The following is a 19,662-nucleotide window of genomic DNA, read 5'->3' as shown; positions in this document are numbered from 1 at the left end:
CCTCGAGCTTGTGTTTTGCATCTCTCACGGGATGACCGAGGGATGCCTTTCGCCCACGCTAACACCCGCATTTCGGATGGCAAGCCGATTTTTCTGATAGGAAAGATATTTTTCTAATTAGCCAAGTGTCATTTCCGTGTCGGCAGTCTCGCGCTCGTCATGAGGACGCACGCTTTTGGCGCCGTTGATGATGGTCTGCTCCGACTGGCCGGATGCCGACGTGCACACGCACAGGATCCGGGCCGGCATGTCGCCGACGCTGACATAGGCGTGTCCCATCGTGCTTTCGAAGTAGACCGACTCTCCTGTTTTCAGCCTCAGCGTCTCGTAGACGTCGGTGTGCAGCTCGACTTCGCCTTCGAGGACATAAGTGAATTCCTGGCCGGGATGACGGATGAGCTCGCCGAACGTTTCGATGCTTTGCTGGGTGATTGACCCCAGCATGGGGATCATTTCCTTGCGCGACAGTTCCGTGCATAGAAAGCGGTAGACATAGTTGGGGGTCTCGACGATCCGCCCGTCCTCAAGCCGGCTGACGGCACGCGCGCCGTGCGCGATGGGGGAGGCGCTGGCCTTTCTCACGCCGAAGAGCTCGGTTATGTCGACCTTGAGCCCTTGGGCAAGCTGCAGCAGCTTGTCATAGGTCAGCGACATCTGGTTGTTCTCGACCTTCGACAGGGTGGAGATGGCGAGCCCCGACATCTGGGCGACCTGCGTCAGCGTCCAGCCCCGCTCCCGGCGCAGCAGTTTGAGGCATTCTCCCAGGCTTGGCTTCGAATCGCTCATGGCGGACCCTTTTCGACATTGGCGGCAGTCTAGGGTTGGGACTGGACAAAGTCGACTCGCAAGCGGCGCCGCCTTTATCATAGGAAAGAGGTTTGACCGATCGGAAATATTCTGCTTGGTTGCCGGCACTTGCAAGAGGGAAGCCATGCAGGACGTTCTTATCATCGGCGGCGGCATGGCTGGCGCCTCGGCGGCTTTCTTTCTTGCGGCTGGTCGACAGGTGACCGTGCTTGAAGCCGAAGCCCATTGCGGCATGCACACAACGGGACGGTCCGCCGCTCTCTTCATCGAGGGTTACGGCAACGTCGCTATCCGCGCGTTTACGCGCGCCAGTCGGCGGTTCTTCCTCGAGCCGCCGTCCGGCTTCTGCGACGTACCCTTGCTGACACCTCGTGGCACAATGTCGATCGGCACGGCCGCGCAGAGGCCCAGGCTGGAGGCGCTGTTTGCCGAGAGGGTCGCGGAATCGGCAACAGCCATCGAATGGCTCGACCCCGACGCTTCCCGATCGGTCATTCCAATCCTGCGACCCGAATACGAGGCGAGCGCGTTTCTGGACCGTTCGGCGATGGACATCGATGTCGACACCCTTCACCAGGGCTTTCTGCGGGGCGCACGCCGCCAGGGCGCGCAGGTCGTCACCAATGCTCGGGTCGAGGCGATCGAGCGGATTGGTGGCACATGGATCGTGACGACCACGGCCGGCGTCTTCGAGGCGCCCGTCCTGGTCGACGCGGCGGGTGCATGGGCGGACCAGGTGGCCGCCATGGCAGGAGCCACGCCGCTTGGCCTGGTCCCGAAACGACGGACCGCAATGCTTGTCGAAACGCCACTCGGCATCAACGCCAAGGACTGGCCGGGCGTGATCGATGCCGACGAGATGTTCTATTTCAAACCATCCTCGGGAATGCTGTTGCTCTCACCAGCCGACGAGACGCCGAGCGAACCGTGTGATGCACAGCCCGAGGAGATCGATATCGCCATCGCAGTCGATCGCGTTCAACAGGCCGCCGCGCTGCCGGTAACGCATGTGTCGCGCAGTTGGGCGGGGCTGCGGTCGTTCTTTGCGGACAAGACGCCGGCGGTCGGTTGGGACCCCCATGTCGAGGGCTTCTTCTGGCTGGCAGGACAAGGCGGCTACGGCATCCAGACCGGACCCGCGCTCGGTCAACTGACCGCGGCCCTGGTGACCGGAAGCGACCTGCCCAAGCCATTTCTTGGCGAAGGCGCCGATCCCAGCCTGTTGTCGCCGGCCCGCTTTCATGGGCCACGACCGAGGTGAATGACTGTTGAGGCGCCCATGTTGCCGGACATGCGCGTGGCCTCGTCAGGACCGCCGGGCCCGGGCGATGCGCTGCGTGCCCCCGGTCGAGAACGCCCTTTCAGCTTTCCTTGCTTGAGGTCGCTCCCACCGGGAGTAATAGTCGCCATGGAATTCGTGAGGAGGACGAGATGACGGTGAATTTCGACCCGAGGGCGAAGGCCGCGACGCTCTACCACGGCGAATTCCGGCCGATGTTCATCGGCGGCCAGTGGGTTGCGGCGCAGTCCGGCGAGGTGATGCGGGCGCTCAACCCGGCGACCGGCGAAGTGCTGGCGACCGTGCCGCTCGGCGCAGCCGCCGATGTCGATGCGGCGGTGGCGGCAGCGCGCGCGGCCTTCGAAGGGCCATGGTCGAACTTCTCCCCCTATGAGCGGCAATGCGTGTTGCTCAGGATCGCCGATCTGTTCGAGACTCATTGGGAAGAACTCAGCGTTTCCGACACGCTCGACATGGGACTGCCGATCACGCGCACGCTGGCCAACCGGCGCCGCGTCATCGGCATGCTGCGCTTCTATGCCGGCATGGCGACCGCGCTGCACGGCGAATCCATAGACAATTCCATTCCGGGCGAGATCGTCACCTTCACCCGGCGCGAACCGGTCGGCGTCGTCGGCGCGATCATCCCCTGGAATGCGCCCACCGCGGCCTCGATCTGGAAGATCGCGCCGGCGCTCGCCACGGGCTGCACCATCGTGCTGAAACCCTCGGAGGAAGCATCGCTGACGCCGCTGCTGATCGCGCGGCTGATGCAGGAAGCGGGCGTGCCCGACGGCGTCGTCAACATCGTCACCGGAACCGGCGCCGAAGCGGGCGCGCGGCTTGCCGAGCATCCCGACGTCAACAAGATCGTCTTCACCGGCTCGACGCTTACCGGCCAGGCGATCGCGCGGGCGGGCGTCGCCAATCTCAAGCGCGTCTCGCTCGAGCTTGGCGGCAAGTCACCGATCATCGTCTGCCGCGACGCCGATATCGACAAGGCTGTTCCCATCGCGGCCATGGCGGTGTTCGTGCATTCGGGCCAGATCTGCATTGCCGGCTCGCGCCTGTTCGTGGCGCGCGAGATCCATGACGAGTTCGTGCGGCGGCTCGCCGAGTTCGCCGGCAGCCTGCGCGTCGGCCACGGCATCGAGGCGGAAACCGAAATCGGGCCGCTGATCAACGCCCGGCAGGCCGGCAAGGTGGAGGGCTACATCAAGGCCGGCAGCGACGAAGGCGCCGAACTGGTCGCCGGCGGCTCGCGGCTGACGGGCGCGCTCTATGACGGCGGCAACTTCATCGCGCCGACCGTCTTCGGCGCGGTGTCGGACACCATGACCATCGCGCGCGAAGAGATCTTCGGGCCGGTCATTTCGGCGATGCCGTTCGACACGCTGGACGAGGCCGTCGCGCGCGCCAATGCGACGCCCTACGGGCTGGCCGCCGGCATCTTCACCACAAATCTCGGCACCGCGCACAAGCTCGCCCGCCGCATCAAGGCAGGCTCGGTGTGGGTCAACATGTACCATGCCATCGACCCCGCCGTGCCGTTCGGCGGCATGAAGATGTCCGGCTATGGCCGCGAGGGCGGCATCGAGCATCTGCATGAGTATCTGGAGACCAAGTCGGTCTGGATCCAGACCGACTAGCTGTGCTGATATTCAGGTGCTGGCAAGGCCCGTGTTCAGGAACTTTTCGTCATCTGAGGATTTGGATATAAGATGAACACCGAACAGAAGGGTGTTTTGCGATGACGACCAAACGGCTGGCGATCTGTGTTCTTGCCCTCGCAATAGGCTGCTGCATGTCTTCCACGGCATTCGCCGGGGCCAAGCACCGCCACAATCAACAGGGCGAACAGGAACGCTATGTTCCGGCCAATGACGACCTCATCGATTTCCTGTTCGGCGGCCCGCGCTATTATGACCAGCAGTTGATCACGACGGCCGCGGGGGCCTGCTCCTACCAGCGGACAGGGCCGGATGGGTTTGCGATAAACAAGATCAACGATCACCACTGCGGGAAGTAGACGGCCTGGCGCCTACGACGCTCGCATCAACTTGCCGTAGCGCTTGATCAGCCGGTCGCGCTTGAGGCGCGTCAGCCTGTGCGTCCAGAACAGCCCGTCGAGCTGGTCGATCTCGTGCTGATGGCAAACCGCCAGCAGACCCTCGGCATCCTCGAACCGCTCATTGCCATCCAGATCCTGATAGCGGACGCGTATGCGGGCGTGCCGCTCGATGTCCTCGGTGACGCCGGGCATGGAAACACTGCCTTCCGTGTGACGGACCATCTCGATCGAGGCCTGGATGACGGATGGATTTGCATAGATTCCCGGCTTTGCCGCGGAAGGAAGCTGGATCACGACCAGGCGTTTCAAGACGCCGACATGCGGGCCGGTGATGCCTATCCCTGGCGCCGCGTGCATGGTGTCGATGAGATCGCCGGCCAAAGCGTGCAGGTCGCCGTCGAACAGCTCTACGGGTTCGGCCACTGCACGGAGGAGGGGATTGGGGAATTTTATGATCGACCGAACCGCCATGGACCTCGTCCTATCCGCCAATCATCTTCGTCGGGTGGGGCCGTGGCGACCGGCGAATACTGGCATAGCCTAGCATGGCGCCATCACGGTTCCGCCAGGCCCGCACGGATTTCGGCATCGTGTTCGCCGCGCGCCGGGCATTTGGGCGGCGTCCACCGCGCGCTGGAAAAGCGCGGTGCCGCAGCCGCTTGAAGCGCGCCGTCCACCGCCTGCCATGTACCGCGGGCGGCCATATGCGGATGCAGGGCGGATTCATGCGGGCCAAGCACCGGCCCGACGCAGGCGTCGGACCCTTCGAACAGGCTGATCCATTCGTCACGGGGTTTCGCGGCAAAGATCGCCGCCAGCCGGTCGCCGAGCTCCGGCCAGAGCTCGCGATCGAACTGCCGGGCGAAGTTTGGATCGGCGGCGAGGCCGAGCCGGTCGAGGAAGAGCGCGTAGAATTTCGGCTCGATGCACTGGACACTGATGAAGCTACCCTCCGACGTGCGGTAGACGCGGCACCAATGCGGCCCATCCAGCAGGCTTTGACCGCGCTCCGTTGCGAGCGCGCCGGACTGGCCGAGCGACATCAACAGGTTCATCATATGGGCGGAGCCGTCGACGATCGCGGCGTCGACCACGGTGCCGTGGCCGCCGGCACGCGCGTTGATGATGCCGGCCAGCATGCCGACCACCAGATAGAGCGCGCCGCCGCCTATGTCGCCGACAAGCGTCGGCGGCGCCATGGGCGGTTCTCCAGGCAAGGAGGCGTACCAGAGCGCGCCCGACAGGCCGATATAGTTCATGTCGTGCCCGGCGGTGGCGGCCAGCGGTCCGTCCTGGCCCCAGCCGGTCATGCGGCCGTAGACCAGGCGCGGGTTGGCCGCGAGGCAGACATCCGGGCCGAGCCCAAGACGCTCCATCACGCCGGGCCGGAACCCCTCGATCAGCCCGTCGGCGGTGGCGATGAGGCGCATCAGCACGGCCACGTCCCCGGCGTCCTTGAGGTCGAGCGCGATAGAGCGCTTGCCGCGATCGAGCAGCGAGCGCTCCGGCGCACCCGGCATGGACGCGTGCTTGCGGTGGGCGACGATGACATCGGCGCCGAGATCGGCGAGCAGCATGCCGGCGAAGGGCGCCGGTCCCAGCGCTTCGATCTCGACGATGCGGATTCCCCTGAGCATCCCATCCTCCACAGCGGTCGGCCCTTTGGCACCTTGGTTATCGCGAACGTTTGGTATCGAGAGGGCGACGGTGTGTAACCCCGCTCTTTCGCCATTGAAGCATGTGCCGTCGGCATATACTTCAGGGCCATGAAAAAAATCGGTTTCCTGTCATTCGGGCATTGGACGCCCTCGTCGCAGTCGCAGGTGCGTTCGGCATCGGACGCGCTGCTGCAATCCATCGATCTCGCCGTCGCCGCCGAGCAGCTTGGCGCGGACGGCGCCTATTTCCGCGTGCATCACTTCGCCCGCCAGCTCGCCTCGCCATTCCCGCTGCTGGCTGCCGTCGGCGCCAAGACCAGCCGTATCGAGATCGGCACGGCGGTCATCGACATGCGCTACGAGAACCCGCTCTACATGGCCGAGGATGCCGGCGCCGCCGACATCATCGCCGGCGGACGTCTGCAGCTCGGCATCAGCCGTGGCTCGCCCGAACAGGTCATCGATGGCTGGCGCTATTTCGGCTACCAGCCGCAGGAAGGCCAGACCGACGCCGATATGGCGCGGCATCACGCAGAGGTCTTCCTCGACACGCTGCGCGGCGAGGGCTTTGGCCAGCCCAATCCACGGCCGATGTTCCCCAATCCGCCCGGCCTGCTCAGGCTCGAGCCGCATTCGGAGGGCCTGCGCGAGCGCATCTGGTGGGGCGCGGCCACCAACGCCACCTCGGAATGGGCGGCCAAGCTCGGCATGAATTTGCAGAGCTCGACGCTGAAATTCGACGAGAGCGGCAAGCCGTTCCACGTCCAGCAGGCCGAGCAGATCCGCGTCTATCGCGAAGCCTGGAAGGCGGCCGGGCACAAGCGTGAGCCGCGCGTCTCGGTCAGCCGCAGCATCTTCGCGCTGGTCGACGATCGCGACCGCGCCTATTTCGGGCGCGGCAATGAGAGCCGCGACCAGATCGGCTTCATCGAGGAAAATACGCGGGCGATCTTCGGCCGCAGCTATGCCGCCGAGCCGGATGTGCTGATCAAGGAATTGGCGCAGGACGAGGCGATCGCCGAGGCCGACACGCTCCTGCTCACCGTGCCCAACCAGCTCGGCGTCGACTACAACGCCCATGTCCTCGAAGCGATCATGACCCATGTCGCGCCGGCGCTGGGGTGGCGCTGACGGCCGCTCCGTGTAACCATCCGCCATTGCGGGCGGTTCACGGAGATTCACGGTATGGCGAAGAAGGCCCTGATTGCCTGGGGCGGCTGGGAAGGCCACACACCTGAGCGCAGCGCCAATGTCGTGCGCGACATGCTGGAGCGCAACGGTTTCACGGTCACGCTCGGCCAGGGCACGGCGATGTTCGCCGACCCGGACCTTGCCTCATTCGATCTCATCGTGCCTGTCATCACCATGTCGACGATCGAAAAGGCCGAGCTGAAGAACCTGACGCAGGCCGTTCGCCAAGGGAGCGGGCTCGGCGGCTTCCACGGCACGATGGGCGACAGCTTTCGCAATGAGCCCGACTATCAGTTCATGACCGGCGGCCAATGGGTCGCGCATCCCGGCGACATCATCGACTATCGCGTCGTCATCACCCGGCCGGACGATCCGATCACGAAAGGCGTCAGTGATTTCGCCTATAGGTCGGAGCAATATTACATGCATGTCGACCCGGGCAACGAAGTGCTGGCGACAACCACATTCACCGACGCGCATTTCCCCGGCATCGACGGCGTCGTCATGCCGGTCGCCTGGAAGCGCCGGTATGGCGCGGGCAAGGTCTTTTACAGTTCGCTTGGTCACACCGCGGATGAGTTCGCGGTGCCGGAAATGGCGCTGATGGTCGAGCGCGGCTTGCTGTGGGCCGCGCGGGGGTAGCGGCAACGGTGGCGCTCTACGGCGCCCCCCTCTGTCCTGCCGGACAAAGGGGGGCGTGACAGAACTCGACGGTGGACGTTGCGCTTTTCACTACTTCGCTACCCAATCCCACCCGTAACCGCATAGGCGCCTGCGGTGCGTCCATCCTCCAGCCGCACCACCGCCGTCACGATCGAGCCATACGCGCCGCGCCAGGGGCTATGGAGGCGCTGGTGCTCGGCGGCCGGAACGAGCGCACGCCCGATGAAGCGCGTCCCGCTTCGTTGCATCGCGACGGCGTCTCCGTTGACATGCAGCTTGACGCTGGCGTTCTGCGCCTCTGCGTCGCCGGGCAGATCAAGCGTGATGGCGATCTCGTCCTGATCGCGGGAAGAACGCATCTCGGCAGCAAACGCGATGGCAAGCGGAGGTGCTTTGGCGTCGCCAGCCCGGTTGGGCCGGCTCGAAAACACATCATCGGCCAGTTCAGGCGTGCGCGGCGGGCTCGTGCGGCGCTGCGTGGAGCGTTCGTAATCGCCGGCCATGCGCAGCAGCCTTTCGTCGTCGTAAGCCTTGCCGGCGAAGGTCAGGCCGACCGGCATGCCGATGTCGGCCATGGTGCCCATCGGTATGGTGACGGTCGGGATGCCGAAATGGCGCCAGACCAGATTGCCGTTGGCGACCCAGGTGCCGTTGCGCCAGGCGAGCGCGGCGGACGCCTCGTTGATGTCGGCGTCGGCCGGGCCGACATCGGCGGCGGCCGGCAACACCACGGCATCGAGGCGGTTGGCGTCCAGCCAGTCCTCGAAATCGATGCGCCGCGTCGCCTCAAGTCCCGTCAACCCGTCTGCCATGGTCGGGATGTCCTTGAAGGGCGTGACGCCGGACTTCGCCCGCTCGACATAGTCCGCCAGGTCGAAGCCGCCTTCATAGCGGTCCGGCAAGGTGCCTGGCGGCTGCGGAAAGATTTTCGGGCCGTCGACAGAGGCGAGATCGGGCAAGGCAGGGTCGGCATTGGCGCGCAGGAAATCGTCCCAGGCCCAGATGCAGAGGTCCCAGATTTCGCGGTCGGCGAAGTCCGCCGGCACCAGTCCGCGCTCGACCATGGTTCGCGCGCCGGGACGGTCGCGCTCGTAGTTGGAGACGACGGGAAAATCGACCTCGACCATCTCGGCGCCGAGCCGACGCAGATCCGTTGCCGCCTGCTCCCATAGATCAAGCACCGAGGCGCGGGTTTCGATCGGCCGGTCGGCCTCGCTGTCGCGGCCGATATACATTCCGGGCACGCCGAGCCGTTTGCCCTTGAGCGACCCCTCCAGCGCCAGATCGGTGTAACGCGGTGGGCGCAGCTCGGAACTTTTCGGCAGTTTGATCCAGGGCTGGGCGCGCCAGAAATCGCCTCTGGTTTCCGGATCATCGGCGACGATGACATCGAGCAGTTCCAGCATGTCGGGCACGCTGCGCGTGTGCGGCACCACGACATCCATGGTCGGCACCAAGGGCCAGTTGCCGCGCACCGAAATCACCCCGCGCGAGGGCGTGTAGGCGACCAGCGCGTTGTTGGTGGCCGGCGCGCGGCCGGACGACCAGGTCTCCTCGCCAAGCCCGAAGGCGCAGAAACTCGCCGCCGTCGCGGTGCCCGAGCCATTGGAGGAGCCCGACGCGAAGGCGGCGGTCAGGTAGTCGGCGTTGTACGGGCTTTCGGCGCGGCCATAGACGCCGCGCTGCATGCCGCCATTGGCCATGGGCGGCATGTTGGTGAGGCCGATCAGCACAGCGCCGCCGGCACGCAGCCGGGCGATGGTGAAGGCGTCTTCATTGGCGACGAGATGCTCGAAGGCGGGCGAGCCGGCCGCCACCGTCAGCCCCTTGACCTTGTAGCTGTCCTTGGCGGTGTAGGGGATGCCGTCGAGGGTGCCGAGCGTCTTGCCTTGCCGGCGCCGCTGGTCGGAAGCGGCGGCTTCCTCGAACATATCAGGGTTGAGCACAGGCACGGCGTTGAGGCTGATGCCGTGCCGGTCGAAATGGGCGATGCGCCTGACATAGGCCGCGACGAGTTCGACGCTGGTGACCGTGCCCTCGTCGAGCGCCTGGCGCAGTTCGTCGATCGTCGCTTCGACGAGGTGAAGGCTGGCGTCGGTCATCGCGGGTCCCAGGCTGTTGTCCGTACGCCATGGATGAGCGAGGCCGCCGGCTTCGGCAAGAGCCAATCAGAGGTCTTTGCCGAGCCTGTTGTTCCTGCCTTTCAGGTCAGCGGCACGCGGTCCTCGAAAAAATCGATTTTTTTATGCAACCTCTGATGGGCGCGCGCGTTACAAGGCTCCCGGGGGGAGGGTGAGGTTTGCATTGTACCGTTTCGAGATACTGAACGAGCCGACAGGCACGTATTCCATTTTCGACAGATCGACCGAATTGCCGGTAACCGTGGGAGGCAGGGCTTTCATCGGTCTTTACCGGCACGAAGTGCCGCTGGCTCTGCTCGCCGCCATGGAGCCCGATGACAGCAGGATGCCGTCGCTCTCGCTGCTGAGTGGCTGCCGATCCTGTCAGAATGATCGACAAGACGACTTGCAAGCGTGAATGAATGCTCGCATAAGTTGCGACTGGCATATAACATGAAAGAAAATGGTGCCGTCATCACAGCATGAAAGGGGAATCATGCCTGAACAGAACGCGCTTGTCCGCACGGCCATTGCACGGCTGCTTTCCGAGAAAACCGGGGTCGCCGTCATTTCGATGAAGGAGAGTATCGCGGAACTGCCGGCGGCAGCCGGCGCGGCGCTGACCATCGATAGGCTGCAGGATGTGCTGCTGGAAATGGCGGAGGTGCGCGGGATGATGGTGGCGCTCGATCTTTAGGATGGTTCACCGTCTCAGGGAACGATAAGCAGCCCGCACCTTTCTTGGCGATTGCTCTAGGCCTGCAGATACGGGTGGGTCGCCACCTCCTGAAAACGTTCCGCCTTGCGCGCCGGCGCCAGCGTGCCGTCGCCATAAATCATGCGGCCGGCACGGAAGGTGGCGCGCACGCGGGCCACGGGGCTGACATCGGCGACGACGAGATCGGCCAGGAGTCCAGGCTCGATGGCGCCGCGGTCGGCCAGGCCCAATGCCTTGGCCGGGTTGGCGCTGGTCAGCGCCGCAGCCGCTGCCAGGCCATCCTCGCGCAACTGCGCCAGGCCGAGCACGGCGGGCAGGATCGAGGCCGGGTGATAGTCGCTGGCCAGCATGTCGAGCAGCCCGGCCTGATAGGCCTGGCGGGCGGAAAGATTGCCCGAATAGGATTCTCCGCGCAACGCGTTGGGCGCGCCCATGGCCGTATACATGCCCAGCCGGCGGGCTTCCCGCGCCGCCTCCAGGGTCACCGGGAATTCGCTGAGCACGGTTCCCAGGCCGTGGACGAATTCCACCTTTTCCAATGTGTCGTCATCGTGCGAGGCGAGCACGATGCCGCGGGCGCGGGCAAACGCCGACAGGCTCTGCAGCGTGCCGAGCACACCGCCATGCCCATTGCGATCGGCCATGCGCTTGCCGACGAACTCGGAGACGTCGGCAATGGACATGCCGCGCTCCTTGGCCAGGCGGGCGATATACAGTTCGACGTCGCGGTACTGCCCCTGTCCGGGCGTGTGATCCATCAGTGAGACCAGGTGCAGCTTGCCGGCATCCATCAGTCGTTCCAGCACGCCGACAGCCGCGGTGAACGTCACCTCGAAACGGGCGTGGATGCGGTGGTCGACCAGAAGGTCGTCCTTCAGCCCGGTGATGGTCTGGATGATGGAAGATGTGTGTTCTTCCGAGCGCAGCAAAGCCGCGGTGGCGCTGTTGCCGATGAAGGAAAGCGCGGCATAGGCTGTGGTCACGCCGCAGGAGGCCAGCCGCTTGTCGAGTTCGGCGATGCCGATTTCCATCGGCACGTGGACACCGCTGCGCGGCTCCACTTCGCGCTCAACCATGTCGCCATGCATGTCGATGAAACCAGGCAGCAGCAGGCGGCCGCCGCCGGTGAAGTCGGCGTTCTCGACAGGCTGGTCGCGGATCTCGGCGATCCGGCCGTCTTCGACCCTGACGGCGCCATTGGCAATGACACGGTCGCGCAGGACAATCTGGAATTCACTCAGCCACATGTTCCGCCGCTCCATCGGTTCGTCCCCGCGGTGGGGTGCGGCCTTGTCTGCCCGTTCAAGCATGGTCGTCTCCGAAAACAACATTCCGCATTTCCGGATCGCCCTCCGGCCAGGCGGTTTCAAGGCGTGCATTTGAATGTTTCATTTCTGATGACTGGATAACTTGGCTTGGTGACAGGGTTGTGTAGGACAAACAGGCCGGCCCGTCGTGCTGCCACCGGAGATATCCGCAAGATGTGACGGTACGAGACGGACGTTGCCGCGGCCTTGAGAAGCAAGGGCCACAGCGTCAGCGTCATCCTCGCCGAATATGGCGTCACCGACTACATAAGGCTGCGCACCGACATCATCGAGCGGCTGCCGACCAAGGAGGAGGCGCGACGGCTCACGCAACCGGAGACCGAGCCGGTGATGCTGACGAAAAAAGTCGATGTGGACATGAAAGGCACGCCGACCTCCTATTCCGAAACGGTCTGGGCGAGCGAACGCATGCAGTTCTCGATCGACAATACGAGCCAGCTGCTCAGCGTGCTGGCGCAGGCTGAGAACGGCGAGGGTGAGGGGCTGGGTTCCGCGCCAAAGATGAAATCGGCGCCGGTCTGGCTCGGGATAGCGTGCGGCCGCGAACAACGCCGCTGTTCGACCTGAGACGGGCTACCGCCCGCCCGCCAGCATCCATTCTTGGTTCGGGTTCGCCAACTACTGGGCGCCGGACGTCCATTCGGGCAGCGGCGCCAGGCTGCGGTTGAACTGCTTCCACCACATCGCCTCATCTATCTCGCAGCAGGCTCGAAGCATGGCGTGTGCCTTCTCGAAGGCCTGAGACGCGAGATCGTCGAACGTCATCCGCGCGTCGTACGGCACCGACACCACCAGTTCCTGACCGGTCTGTGTCCCCCCTTCGTCGACCTGAAGATAAAGCCAGACGACGAAATGCGCGCCCTGGCCGCTCGCGTCGGCATTGCCGATCTTGATGCGGTCGATGCCTGCTGCGGTGACTCTCATGCGGGGACCTCTTCAATCGAGCTCAGAATGCCTCCAGAAGTCCGCCGCGATCAGGAAGGTTCCGTCACCGTTGCCGCTATGGTGAAGCATTGATGAAGAGGCGATTGGGCCGGCGTTGCCTGGCTACAGCCGAGCCCTGCCAGCGCCATTGCATTGGCGCCGCCTCGGGCCGAAAATGCCTCCATGAAAGCAGTTCCCAGGCTCACGACACCAAGGCTCGTGCTTCGGGCGCCGGGCGAACGGGATATCCCGGCATGGTTCGCGCGTGCCACCGATGTCGAATCCGCCTCCCTTGCCGGCGATCCCGTTCCCGACGACATGAGCGCGGGCGCGCGGTGGCTGGCGCTTTCGCGTCAGCGGTTCGCCGACGGCAAGGCGATCAAATGGTCCGTGGACCAGCCAGGTGTGTCGGATGCGATCGGGGCGATCACCCTGTCCTTCGCAACCGACGCCAAGGCGGCCGCATTGGGATTTGTGCTCGGGCGCGCGCATTGGGGGCAGGGGCTGGGCAGCGAGGCCGCGCGCGAAGTGCTTCGCTACGCCTTCGAAACCCTCGCGCTCGAACGGGTGACGGCCGAGGCGGCGACGCGCAATGTCGCGTCGCTGCGGATCCTGGCGAAGCTCGGCTTCGACCATGTCGAGAGCTTCATCGATGAGTCCGACGGTGAGCACTGCGAGCGCTTCGTGCTCGACGCAGACGTCGGAACGTCACTGTTGGCGGGCGATGCGATGCCAGGCTGCTAGGCTTTGAGGCATCCGCCGAGGGATGATCCCTGGATCGCGTGGGCTTTCCGCGGTTCAGGGCAGATCAGATCATCGGCGCCTCAAAGGCCACGAAAATGATGCCGGCCAGCATCCGTCCCCGCCTCGCAAGCACTGGCCCATGGACCAGCTGGACGAGGTGCCGGCGTCGAGCGCATATCCGCCGCGACAAGATCACCAGTCAAGGCGATCAGTGCCCGGCGCCGCCGCCGAAAGCCAGTGCGGTGAGGCTGGCGAGGCGGCGTGGGATGACGAGACCCGATACGTATTCAAACTCCCTTGCGACGCATCGCCCCGGATGCTCGTCATCCCTATTCAGCTTAGCCCTTGGCGCTCGGCACAGGCGTATTGAGGAGCTGCTGCTCCCAAAGATACGCGATGCCGCTGCCGCCGAAGTGCTGGATGAGTATCTCGGTCAGATCCTCGACATGCTCGGTGCGCGCCCAATCGCGTTGCCATTCGCCAGCGAGCGCCATCACGGTCATCACGTTCGCGCCGGCCGCGATCATCCGCTGGATGGCAACTTCGTGAGACTCCTTCGAAATGCCGCCCGACGCGTCGGTGATCACGGTCACGTCCCAGCCTTCACCGGCGGCCTGGATCACCGGCATTGCGACGCAGACCTCGGTCCACAGGCCGGCGATGATCAGCTGCTTGCGGCCGGTCGCCTTGACGACGTTCACCACATTCTCGTCCTGCCAGGTGTTCACCCAGGTGCGATCGACGACTTCCTGGTCCGGAAATACGTCGGTGATCTGCTTAAAGAGAAGTCCACCGCGCGCCGCGATCACGCTGGTGAGAATGGCCGGAACATTGAAGGCTTTTGCCAGCTTCGCCAGCGCGGTCGTGTTGTTGACCACCATGTGCGGATCGTGGCTGTTCAGGTTTGCGAGCTGATAAGGTTGGTGATCGATCAGAACGAGGACCGAGTCTTCAGGACGAAGAAGCGAATCAAGGCCGTTGCGAGGGGTCATCAAGACTTCCTTTCTCTGCCGCCATGGACGGCACTGGGTTCACGGGAGACATGCGCCAGCGGGCGGCGTTGCCTGGACGCAATTTGCTGTTCCTCTTGGTGATGCGGTAGTGCCATGGTCAGGCATACTGTGTTGCGAAATGAGGAACGCCGGAATGGACATTGAAGATCTACAGACATTCGTCGTAGTGGCCGATGCAGGCGGCGTATCGGCCGCCGCGCGTCGGCTCGGCGTTTCCAAGTCAATCGTCAGTCGGCGGCTCTTTCGGGTTGAAGCGGAACTTGGCGTTCAGCTTCTTGCACGAACGACCCGGGGTGCGGCGCTTACGGAAGCGGGGATCACGTTCAGGGATCATGCGGCACGCGCCAGCGCCGAGATCGACACGGCCAGGGAAACGATCCTCCCAACCGGAGAACTGCGCGGCCGCCTGAGGGTTGCCATGCCGCTTTCTTTCGGCCCGACCCACTTCGCTCCGGTGCTTGCGGAAATGGCGCAACACCACCCGCAACTCCACATCCATAGCTCCTACAGCGACCGCTTCGTCGATCTGATCGCCGAAGGTTTCGATTGCGCGATCCGGGTTGGCTACCTTCAGGACTCCAACCTGATCGCGAAGCGCGTCGGGCCGATCTATGGAAAGCTTGTCGCAAGCCCGGATTACATCAAGGCGCACGGTTCACCTGAGAAGGTAGAGCAACTCGTCGACCATCAGGCCCTCATGCAAGGAACGGAAGCCTGGCAGTTCGTGGATGGCGACAAGATTGTCACGGCTCAGCCGCAGGGCAGGTTCAAGGCCGACAACGCTACCGCGCTTGCCGCTGCCGCGGCGGCTGGACTCGGCATCGCCTGGCTCCCCGACTGCATCACGCACGAATATATGGCCTCCGGCGCACTCGTTGCGGTGATGACGCGCTATCCCCCGCCTTCGGCAGGCGTGTATGTCGTCCGGCCGCCGGGTAGGCACCCCACACGGAAAGTCCGGGTCCTCAGCGAAATGCTGATCGAGTATTTCGCACGACATCCAGACGTTTGGGGTCTCGACCGCTAAAGCACGAACGAGGCGGAACCCTTCAACAATTGCGTTCACTTATTAAAATCAATCACACGTGGCGGCGGCCTCAAGCGCTTCGGCGCGGGCAGGTTCGCGCAGATCCGCGATCCGTCGAACGGATGCGTAAAACCTCGGATAATCGCCGGCGCACAGGTCGAACAGGCGGAGAAACGCCGGAACCTGTTCGCCGTAGACGGAAGTCGCGGCGAGCTTTGCGTTGTTGATCGGGGCATCGAACCAGGCGTCGTATCCCCGGTATCCGGCCCAGCGTTTGTCGCGCGTTTGCCGGTAGCGCATCCGCAGCCTGTCGAGCGTGGCTGCCTTTTCAGCCGCCATCTCCTCGGGGCTACGGGAGCTTTGATAGACCTGCCTCAACTCGTCCCGGGTTTTCGACACCAGTGCGAGAAAATCGGCGCTGCGCCTGCGATCGGCTTCGTAGCGGCGCAAGCCGGCGCGGTCGCCGGCCGCGCGGAGCCATTTTCTTGTGCCGGTGGTTTCGACGGCAACCGCGAAAGCCTCGTTGAATGCGGAATCGCCATTCACATAGAGGCGCTGATGCGCCAGTTCATGAAAGATGAGGCTCGCGAGATAGGTGTCGTCCTGACGCAGCATGGTGCTGAGCAGCGGGTCACTGGACCAGCCCAGCGTGGAATAGGCGGTGACGCCGGAGACATAGACGTCCAGCCCCCGTTCATGAAGTGCGGCAGCGCTTTCCGTCGCGGATTTCCGGTCGAAGTAACCCCGGTAGGGAACGCATCCGAAAACCGGAAAGCACCATGTTGTTGGCGTGAGCGAAAATTGCGGGGCGGCAAAGACGGCCCAGGTCACGGCATCCCGGTGGATGTCGACATAACTGCGATAGCTGCTGTTTTCGGGCAGTGCCAGTTCGTCCGTGGCGAACCGCCTGATCGCGCTCGCCGACGTCAACCTGGTGCGCAACGCCGCAGGGGTAGAAGGAGCCTGGATCAGTTTTCCAACGTCTTGGCGCGCGGCCATGATCCGCACATGACCCTCCAGCGATTGGGCGTAATAGGAAATGCTGGTGCAGCCGCTGACTGCGGACGCCATGACCACCGCGGCAAACAATCGAAAAACGCGCTTCACTTCTTCCCCGCCGCTTCGTCACTTGCCCATGGAGCATATGTCTCGCGGACCGTCCACTGGGCATGCCCTCGAAGCTGCCGGTTCGCCGCCGGCCCCCAAGCCGCTGTGGCTGCCATGCGGCTCACTCCGGCCGTTCGTAGCGCAATCGCGATCTCCTAAAAACTGACGGTCCGATATAGTAGTGGATCATTTGACGGAAGAGTTCTCTGTTCATGAGATTGTTGGCATACGAGTATTCCTCAAGATTTCATAGGATCCGACATATTGACCGCAAGGGCTCACTACGCATCACTGGTCGAATCTATCTTCGGCCCGGGCACCGCAAATTTCGATACGTCGGACCCCGCCTCGAACCACGTCATAGGCGCGCTGGCCCATCAGCAGTTCCAAAACTTTCGGAACAATTTCGCGGCAAGGCTGCATCGACTCCATGCGGCAGTGCAGACCGATCCCAGGCTGAGTGTCGAAATCCTGTCTGCGGTAAACCGGATCGCGACGAGTGAATGGGACGGCGCCTATGCCGAGTTGAGTGCGCTCGACTACTTTCTGGCAGCACAAGCTACGGGACCAGGAAATGTCGAACTCGACCGCACCATCCCCGCGATCGAGACGCTGGCATCGGAAATGGGGATGCAGAACGCAAACCACGATCTGGCTTTCAACAAGCTCGGTGTCTCGATGGACACCAAGCTCCTGTCCGACAAGACAGAAGACATCCTTAAGGGGATTTTCAAAGAATTCAAATCGAGTAAGGGGATCGCCCGCCTAGCGATCATCGCGTCGTATGAGATGGGCAGCGATTTCACCGAGTACGCCAGCAATCGCAAGAAGCTGCTGGCCGAATTGACCGCTGGCGTGGAGATCGCCGTTCGACCAAAAGTCTTCTACAGCAAGGTCATTCCCGGGCTGAGCTATACGTTCGCCTGGGACGCCGGAGTCCATTTTGGGGAGAGCACATATTCGCCCATCGACCACGCCAAGTCGCATCATCCACTGTTGTTTGGGCATGCCAAGAAATTTTCACGGGTGGAGCCGACCATCATCACGTTCGTGGTTTTCCCTTGGTCGGGCGAGAAAGCACTTAGCTTAACCGGCCGCGAGCCAGAGTTTTTCTTCAAGAGATTTGCCAACCATTTTTTCAACGACTATGTCGGCTCACCCGATCTCGCATCGAAGTACAATCCGAAATTCAAGACCTCAATTTCGGCCGGCGACGCAACCCGTCACCTGTCTGGCATCATCTTTCTCCGGGACAATCTGATCTTGTCCACTGTCCCCGCGCAGATCAATATCGAAGCCACTTTCGCGTGGAATCCCAACGCTCTTCACCCCTTGGCGGGACATCCTTTCGATACCGCGTTGAGAGCACAGGGAGCCCGCGAGCTCAATCAAGAACCTTTACAAACGCCGAACTTTGGCGCTGTAGATCGAGGCCGTTCCTGACGAGCCTAAATTCCCCCCGGCGCGGGGTGAGGTAGCAATGGCCGGGATGATCAGTCTGCGAAGCGCGCCGAATAACCGCTCAATCTTCGTCGTCTGGAAAGCTGTTCCACGACAGAAAGAATTCTTGCTCGCTAACGGATACCAGGGGGCCGGTGACCTCGAGCTGATGTTCTGCCAATAGCGGGGCCGGGATTTCATTGGCAAGGATTCGGACCTGTATGGAATACACTCCTGGTCCTGACGGCAGGATGGCGATGTCCTCCTCGGCTCTCACCGTCTGGCCCGGGCGTATCGTGCCGAGCGCGACCTGAGCCACCGGCATTTTCCCCCTGTCGTCGATCGTCACCGCTTGACCTGCGTGCTCCAGGTGAGCATTGGCTAACGGGAAATAGGTGCTGCTTGGTACGTCCGGCATCTCGTCAGCACGAAGCATGGACGCCGTCTCTCCCTCCGGGCACCGGACGACGACCTCGAGATGCGCATCACCAAGCGAAAATTCGGACTGGTTCGTCAGCAGCAACCTGGCCTGGAAAACCCTGTTCCAACTCGAGTGGTATACGGCCCCCTCCCTGTAATAGTGCGCGTTGACCAGGAAAGTGGTGGGCAAAAACACGTTTCGGTCGCGTTCCAGGCTTGGGAGACGTGCAGGAAAATTAATGAATCGGCGCTCGAACGCGTTGGGAAGCGGGTCGTTGTCTGGGGTTTGAAAGTCCAGCACGGTCTTTACCACGCCTCTGGTGGTGCCCATCCTCGCAATTTCGTCTGGGGAAGCGATGCCGGTGGAACTGCCCCTGCGCACATACACCGTGTCTCTGGTAAGCTTCCCGTAGTCTCTGGTCAGGTAGAACGGCCTACGCTGCTTTGGGATTGAAATGACAGCTATATGCCGGTCACCCAGCAAGCCTTCTTCGTAGCGGAACTCGAGCTTTGCGTTCAATTTCGAATTGACGAACTGCTGCACGCGGGAGTCATCGATCGCTCCATCGGGAGGCAAACCGGTGACTTCGGCAGGATGTGGCGCGTTTTCCTTGAACCCCAGAAGGATGTAGGCCGGGCCCTCCCTATAGGCATTGGCAAAGGCCAGTATGTCCTTGAGCATCGCCGACTTGTCGTCATCGCTTGCCTGGGCAAACCGGTACCGTTCGGCCTTGTAGTCCAGGTCGGAGCCTTCTCCCTTGAAACGTAGCTCCTCAAGCAATGCTTCCGATAGCATCGGCTTCCCTTTTTAGCCCTACCAATTAGGACCGCCTTAGCATACCGAGTTGTCGTGGCCCATTGATATTAGGCACTGCGAAGCTTTGGAGAAGCGCACGGCAAGCCGAACGGGGTGAATTCGCTGGTGACCAATGTCGGCCAGGCGGTTGCTGTTACCTGCGGATATTCTCTTGCGCTCATTGATGCAGGATCGATTGCGGAGACGTCACCCGGACGTCGGCTGAAGGATTGTTGGCTCTATCCCACGGGTTAAGACTCCCAGTACGCTCTGAGGGACGCAAAAGTTTTTTAAGCATGCAAACGGTTGATTTTTTTGAAGAAATTTAGGGGGTATCGGAGTGGTAGAGCTGAGCC

Annotated in this window: 19 protein-coding genes; 10 read left to right on the top strand and 9 right to left on the bottom strand. The window is 63.0% G+C overall.

All coding sequences use genetic code 11. From position 1 onward, the window contains the following. Window positions 1–117 precede the first annotated feature (117 nt). Window positions 118–786: an XRE family transcriptional regulator gene (locus EN851_RS28405; protein ID WP_135930494.1), complete on the bottom strand. Its 669-nt coding sequence runs from the start codon at window positions 784–786 to the stop codon at window positions 118–120. Window positions 787–931: 145 nt separating this feature from the next. On the opposite strand from EN851_RS28405, the gene EN851_RS28400 reads away from it, so the two are divergent. From EN851_RS28400 to EN851_RS28390, 3 genes are all read left to right on the top strand, one after another. Continuing rightward, window positions 932–2,068 carry an FAD-binding oxidoreductase gene (locus tag EN851_RS28400; protein WP_135930493.1) on the top strand — a complete coding sequence of 379 codons (1,137 nt, stop codon included), beginning with the start codon at window positions 932–934 and terminating at the stop codon, window positions 2,066–2,068. Window positions 2,069–2,238: 170 nt separating this feature from the next. Further along, a complete protein-coding gene (locus tag EN851_RS28395; RefSeq protein WP_135930492.1) occupies window positions 2,239–3,735 on the top strand; it encodes an aldehyde dehydrogenase family protein in 1,497 nt (498 codons plus the stop codon). 101 nt (window positions 3,736–3,836) lie between these two features. Beyond that, on the top strand, window positions 3,837–4,115 hold the full coding sequence (locus EN851_RS28390; protein ID WP_135930491.1) for a hypothetical protein: 279 nt from the start codon (window positions 3,837–3,839) through the stop codon (window positions 4,113–4,115). A 12-nt stretch (window positions 4,116–4,127) separates the two neighbouring features. On the opposite strand, the gene EN851_RS28385 is transcribed toward EN851_RS28390, so the two are convergent. Both EN851_RS28385 and EN851_RS28380 read right to left on the bottom strand, forming a co-directional pair. After that, window positions 4,128–4,628, bottom strand: a complete 501-nt coding sequence (locus EN851_RS28385) for a peptide deformylase (protein WP_135930490.1) — start codon at window positions 4,626–4,628, stop codon at window positions 4,128–4,130. An 83-nt stretch (window positions 4,629–4,711) separates the two neighbouring features. After that, complete coding sequence (locus EN851_RS28380) at window positions 4,712–5,794, bottom strand: CaiB/BaiF CoA-transferase family protein (protein ID WP_135930489.1); 1,083 nt, start codon at window positions 5,792–5,794, stop codon at window positions 4,712–4,714. 129 nt (window positions 5,795–5,923) lie between these two features. On the opposite strand from EN851_RS28380, the gene EN851_RS28375 reads away from it, so the two are divergent. Together EN851_RS28375 and EN851_RS28370 are read left to right on the top strand one after the other, a co-directional pair. Further along, the gene (locus EN851_RS28375; protein WP_135930488.1) at window positions 5,924–6,946 is read left to right on the top strand and encodes an LLM class flavin-dependent oxidoreductase; all 1,023 of its coding nucleotides are present in this window, start codon (window positions 5,924–5,926) and stop codon (window positions 6,944–6,946) included. Between the two features lie 54 nt (window positions 6,947–7,000). After that, window positions 7,001–7,648 carry a ThuA domain-containing protein gene (locus tag EN851_RS28370; protein ID WP_135930487.1) on the top strand — a complete coding sequence of 216 codons (648 nt, stop codon included), beginning with the start codon at window positions 7,001–7,003 and terminating at the stop codon, window positions 7,646–7,648. Between the two features lie 98 nt (window positions 7,649–7,746). Here EN851_RS28370 and EN851_RS28365 read toward each other — a convergent pair whose 3' ends face one another. Next, the gene (locus tag EN851_RS28365) at window positions 7,747–9,771 is read right to left on the bottom strand and encodes an amidase (protein ID WP_135930486.1); all 2,025 of its coding nucleotides are present in this window, start codon (window positions 9,769–9,771) and stop codon (window positions 7,747–7,749) included. A 514-nt stretch (window positions 9,772–10,285) separates the two neighbouring features. Here EN851_RS28365 and EN851_RS28355 point away from each other — a divergent pair. After that, a complete protein-coding gene (locus EN851_RS28355; RefSeq protein ID WP_135930484.1) occupies window positions 10,286–10,486 on the top strand; it encodes a hypothetical protein in 201 nt (66 codons plus the stop codon). A 56-nt stretch (window positions 10,487–10,542) separates the two neighbouring features. Here the strand turns inward: EN851_RS28355 and EN851_RS28350 are convergent, their stop codons facing one another. Beyond that, window positions 10,543–11,754 (bottom strand): alpha-D-ribose 1-methylphosphonate 5-triphosphate diphosphatase, encoded by a 1,212-nt coding sequence (locus EN851_RS28350; RefSeq protein WP_135930555.1) that lies wholly within the window; start codon window positions 11,752–11,754, stop codon window positions 10,543–10,545. Window positions 11,755–12,021: 267 nt separating this feature from the next. Here EN851_RS28350 and EN851_RS28345 point away from each other — a divergent pair, with 267 nt between their 5' ends. Next, window positions 12,022–12,402 (top strand): UTRA domain-containing protein, encoded by a 381-nt coding sequence (locus tag EN851_RS28345; RefSeq protein WP_135930483.1) that lies wholly within the window; start codon window positions 12,022–12,024, stop codon window positions 12,400–12,402. Window positions 12,403–12,453: 51 nt separating this feature from the next. On the opposite strand, the gene EN851_RS28340 is transcribed toward EN851_RS28345, so the two are convergent. Beyond that, a complete protein-coding gene (locus EN851_RS28340; RefSeq protein ID WP_135930482.1) occupies window positions 12,454–12,759 on the bottom strand; it encodes a hypothetical protein in 306 nt (101 codons plus the stop codon). Between the two features lie 219 nt (window positions 12,760–12,978). Between EN851_RS28340 and EN851_RS28335 the strand changes: the two genes are divergently transcribed. Then, window positions 12,979–13,503: a GNAT family N-acetyltransferase gene (locus EN851_RS28335; protein ID WP_245520825.1), complete on the top strand. Its 525-nt coding sequence runs from the start codon at window positions 12,979–12,981 to the stop codon at window positions 13,501–13,503. A gap of 338 nt (window positions 13,504–13,841) precedes the next feature. On the opposite strand, the gene EN851_RS28330 is transcribed toward EN851_RS28335, so the two are convergent. Next, complete coding sequence (locus EN851_RS28330; RefSeq protein ID WP_135916412.1) at window positions 13,842–14,495, bottom strand: hydrolase; 654 nt, start codon at window positions 14,493–14,495, stop codon at window positions 13,842–13,844. A gap of 154 nt (window positions 14,496–14,649) precedes the next feature. Between EN851_RS28330 and EN851_RS28325 the strand changes: the two genes are divergently transcribed. Beyond that, entirely contained in the window at window positions 14,650–15,543 is an 894-nt protein-coding gene (locus EN851_RS28325) for a LysR family transcriptional regulator (protein WP_135930480.1), read from the top strand. A gap of 48 nt (window positions 15,544–15,591) precedes the next feature. Here the strand turns inward: EN851_RS28325 and EN851_RS28320 are convergent, their stop codons facing one another. Continuing rightward, on the bottom strand, window positions 15,592–16,650 hold the full coding sequence (locus EN851_RS28320; protein WP_245520824.1) for an aminopeptidase: 1,059 nt from the start codon (window positions 16,648–16,650) through the stop codon (window positions 15,592–15,594). A gap of 264 nt (window positions 16,651–16,914) precedes the next feature. Between EN851_RS28320 and EN851_RS36520 the strand changes: the two genes are divergently transcribed. Next, window positions 16,915–18,093 (top strand): hypothetical protein, encoded by a 1,179-nt coding sequence (locus tag EN851_RS36520; protein WP_189521950.1) that lies wholly within the window; start codon window positions 16,915–16,917, stop codon window positions 18,091–18,093. Between the two features lie 79 nt (window positions 18,094–18,172). On the opposite strand, the gene EN851_RS28310 is transcribed toward EN851_RS36520, so the two are convergent. Then, entirely contained in the window at window positions 18,173–19,306 is a 1,134-nt protein-coding gene (locus EN851_RS28310; RefSeq protein WP_135930479.1) for an ATP-binding protein, read from the bottom strand. Between the last annotated feature and the right edge of the window lie 356 nt (window positions 19,307–19,662).

The sequence above is a fragment of the Mesorhizobium sp. M8A.F.Ca.ET.208.01.1.1 genome, from assembly GCF_004791315.1.
Classification (GTDB): domain Bacteria; phylum Pseudomonadota; class Alphaproteobacteria; order Rhizobiales; family Rhizobiaceae; genus Mesorhizobium.
This window is presented reverse-complemented; position numbering and strand designations above follow the sequence as displayed.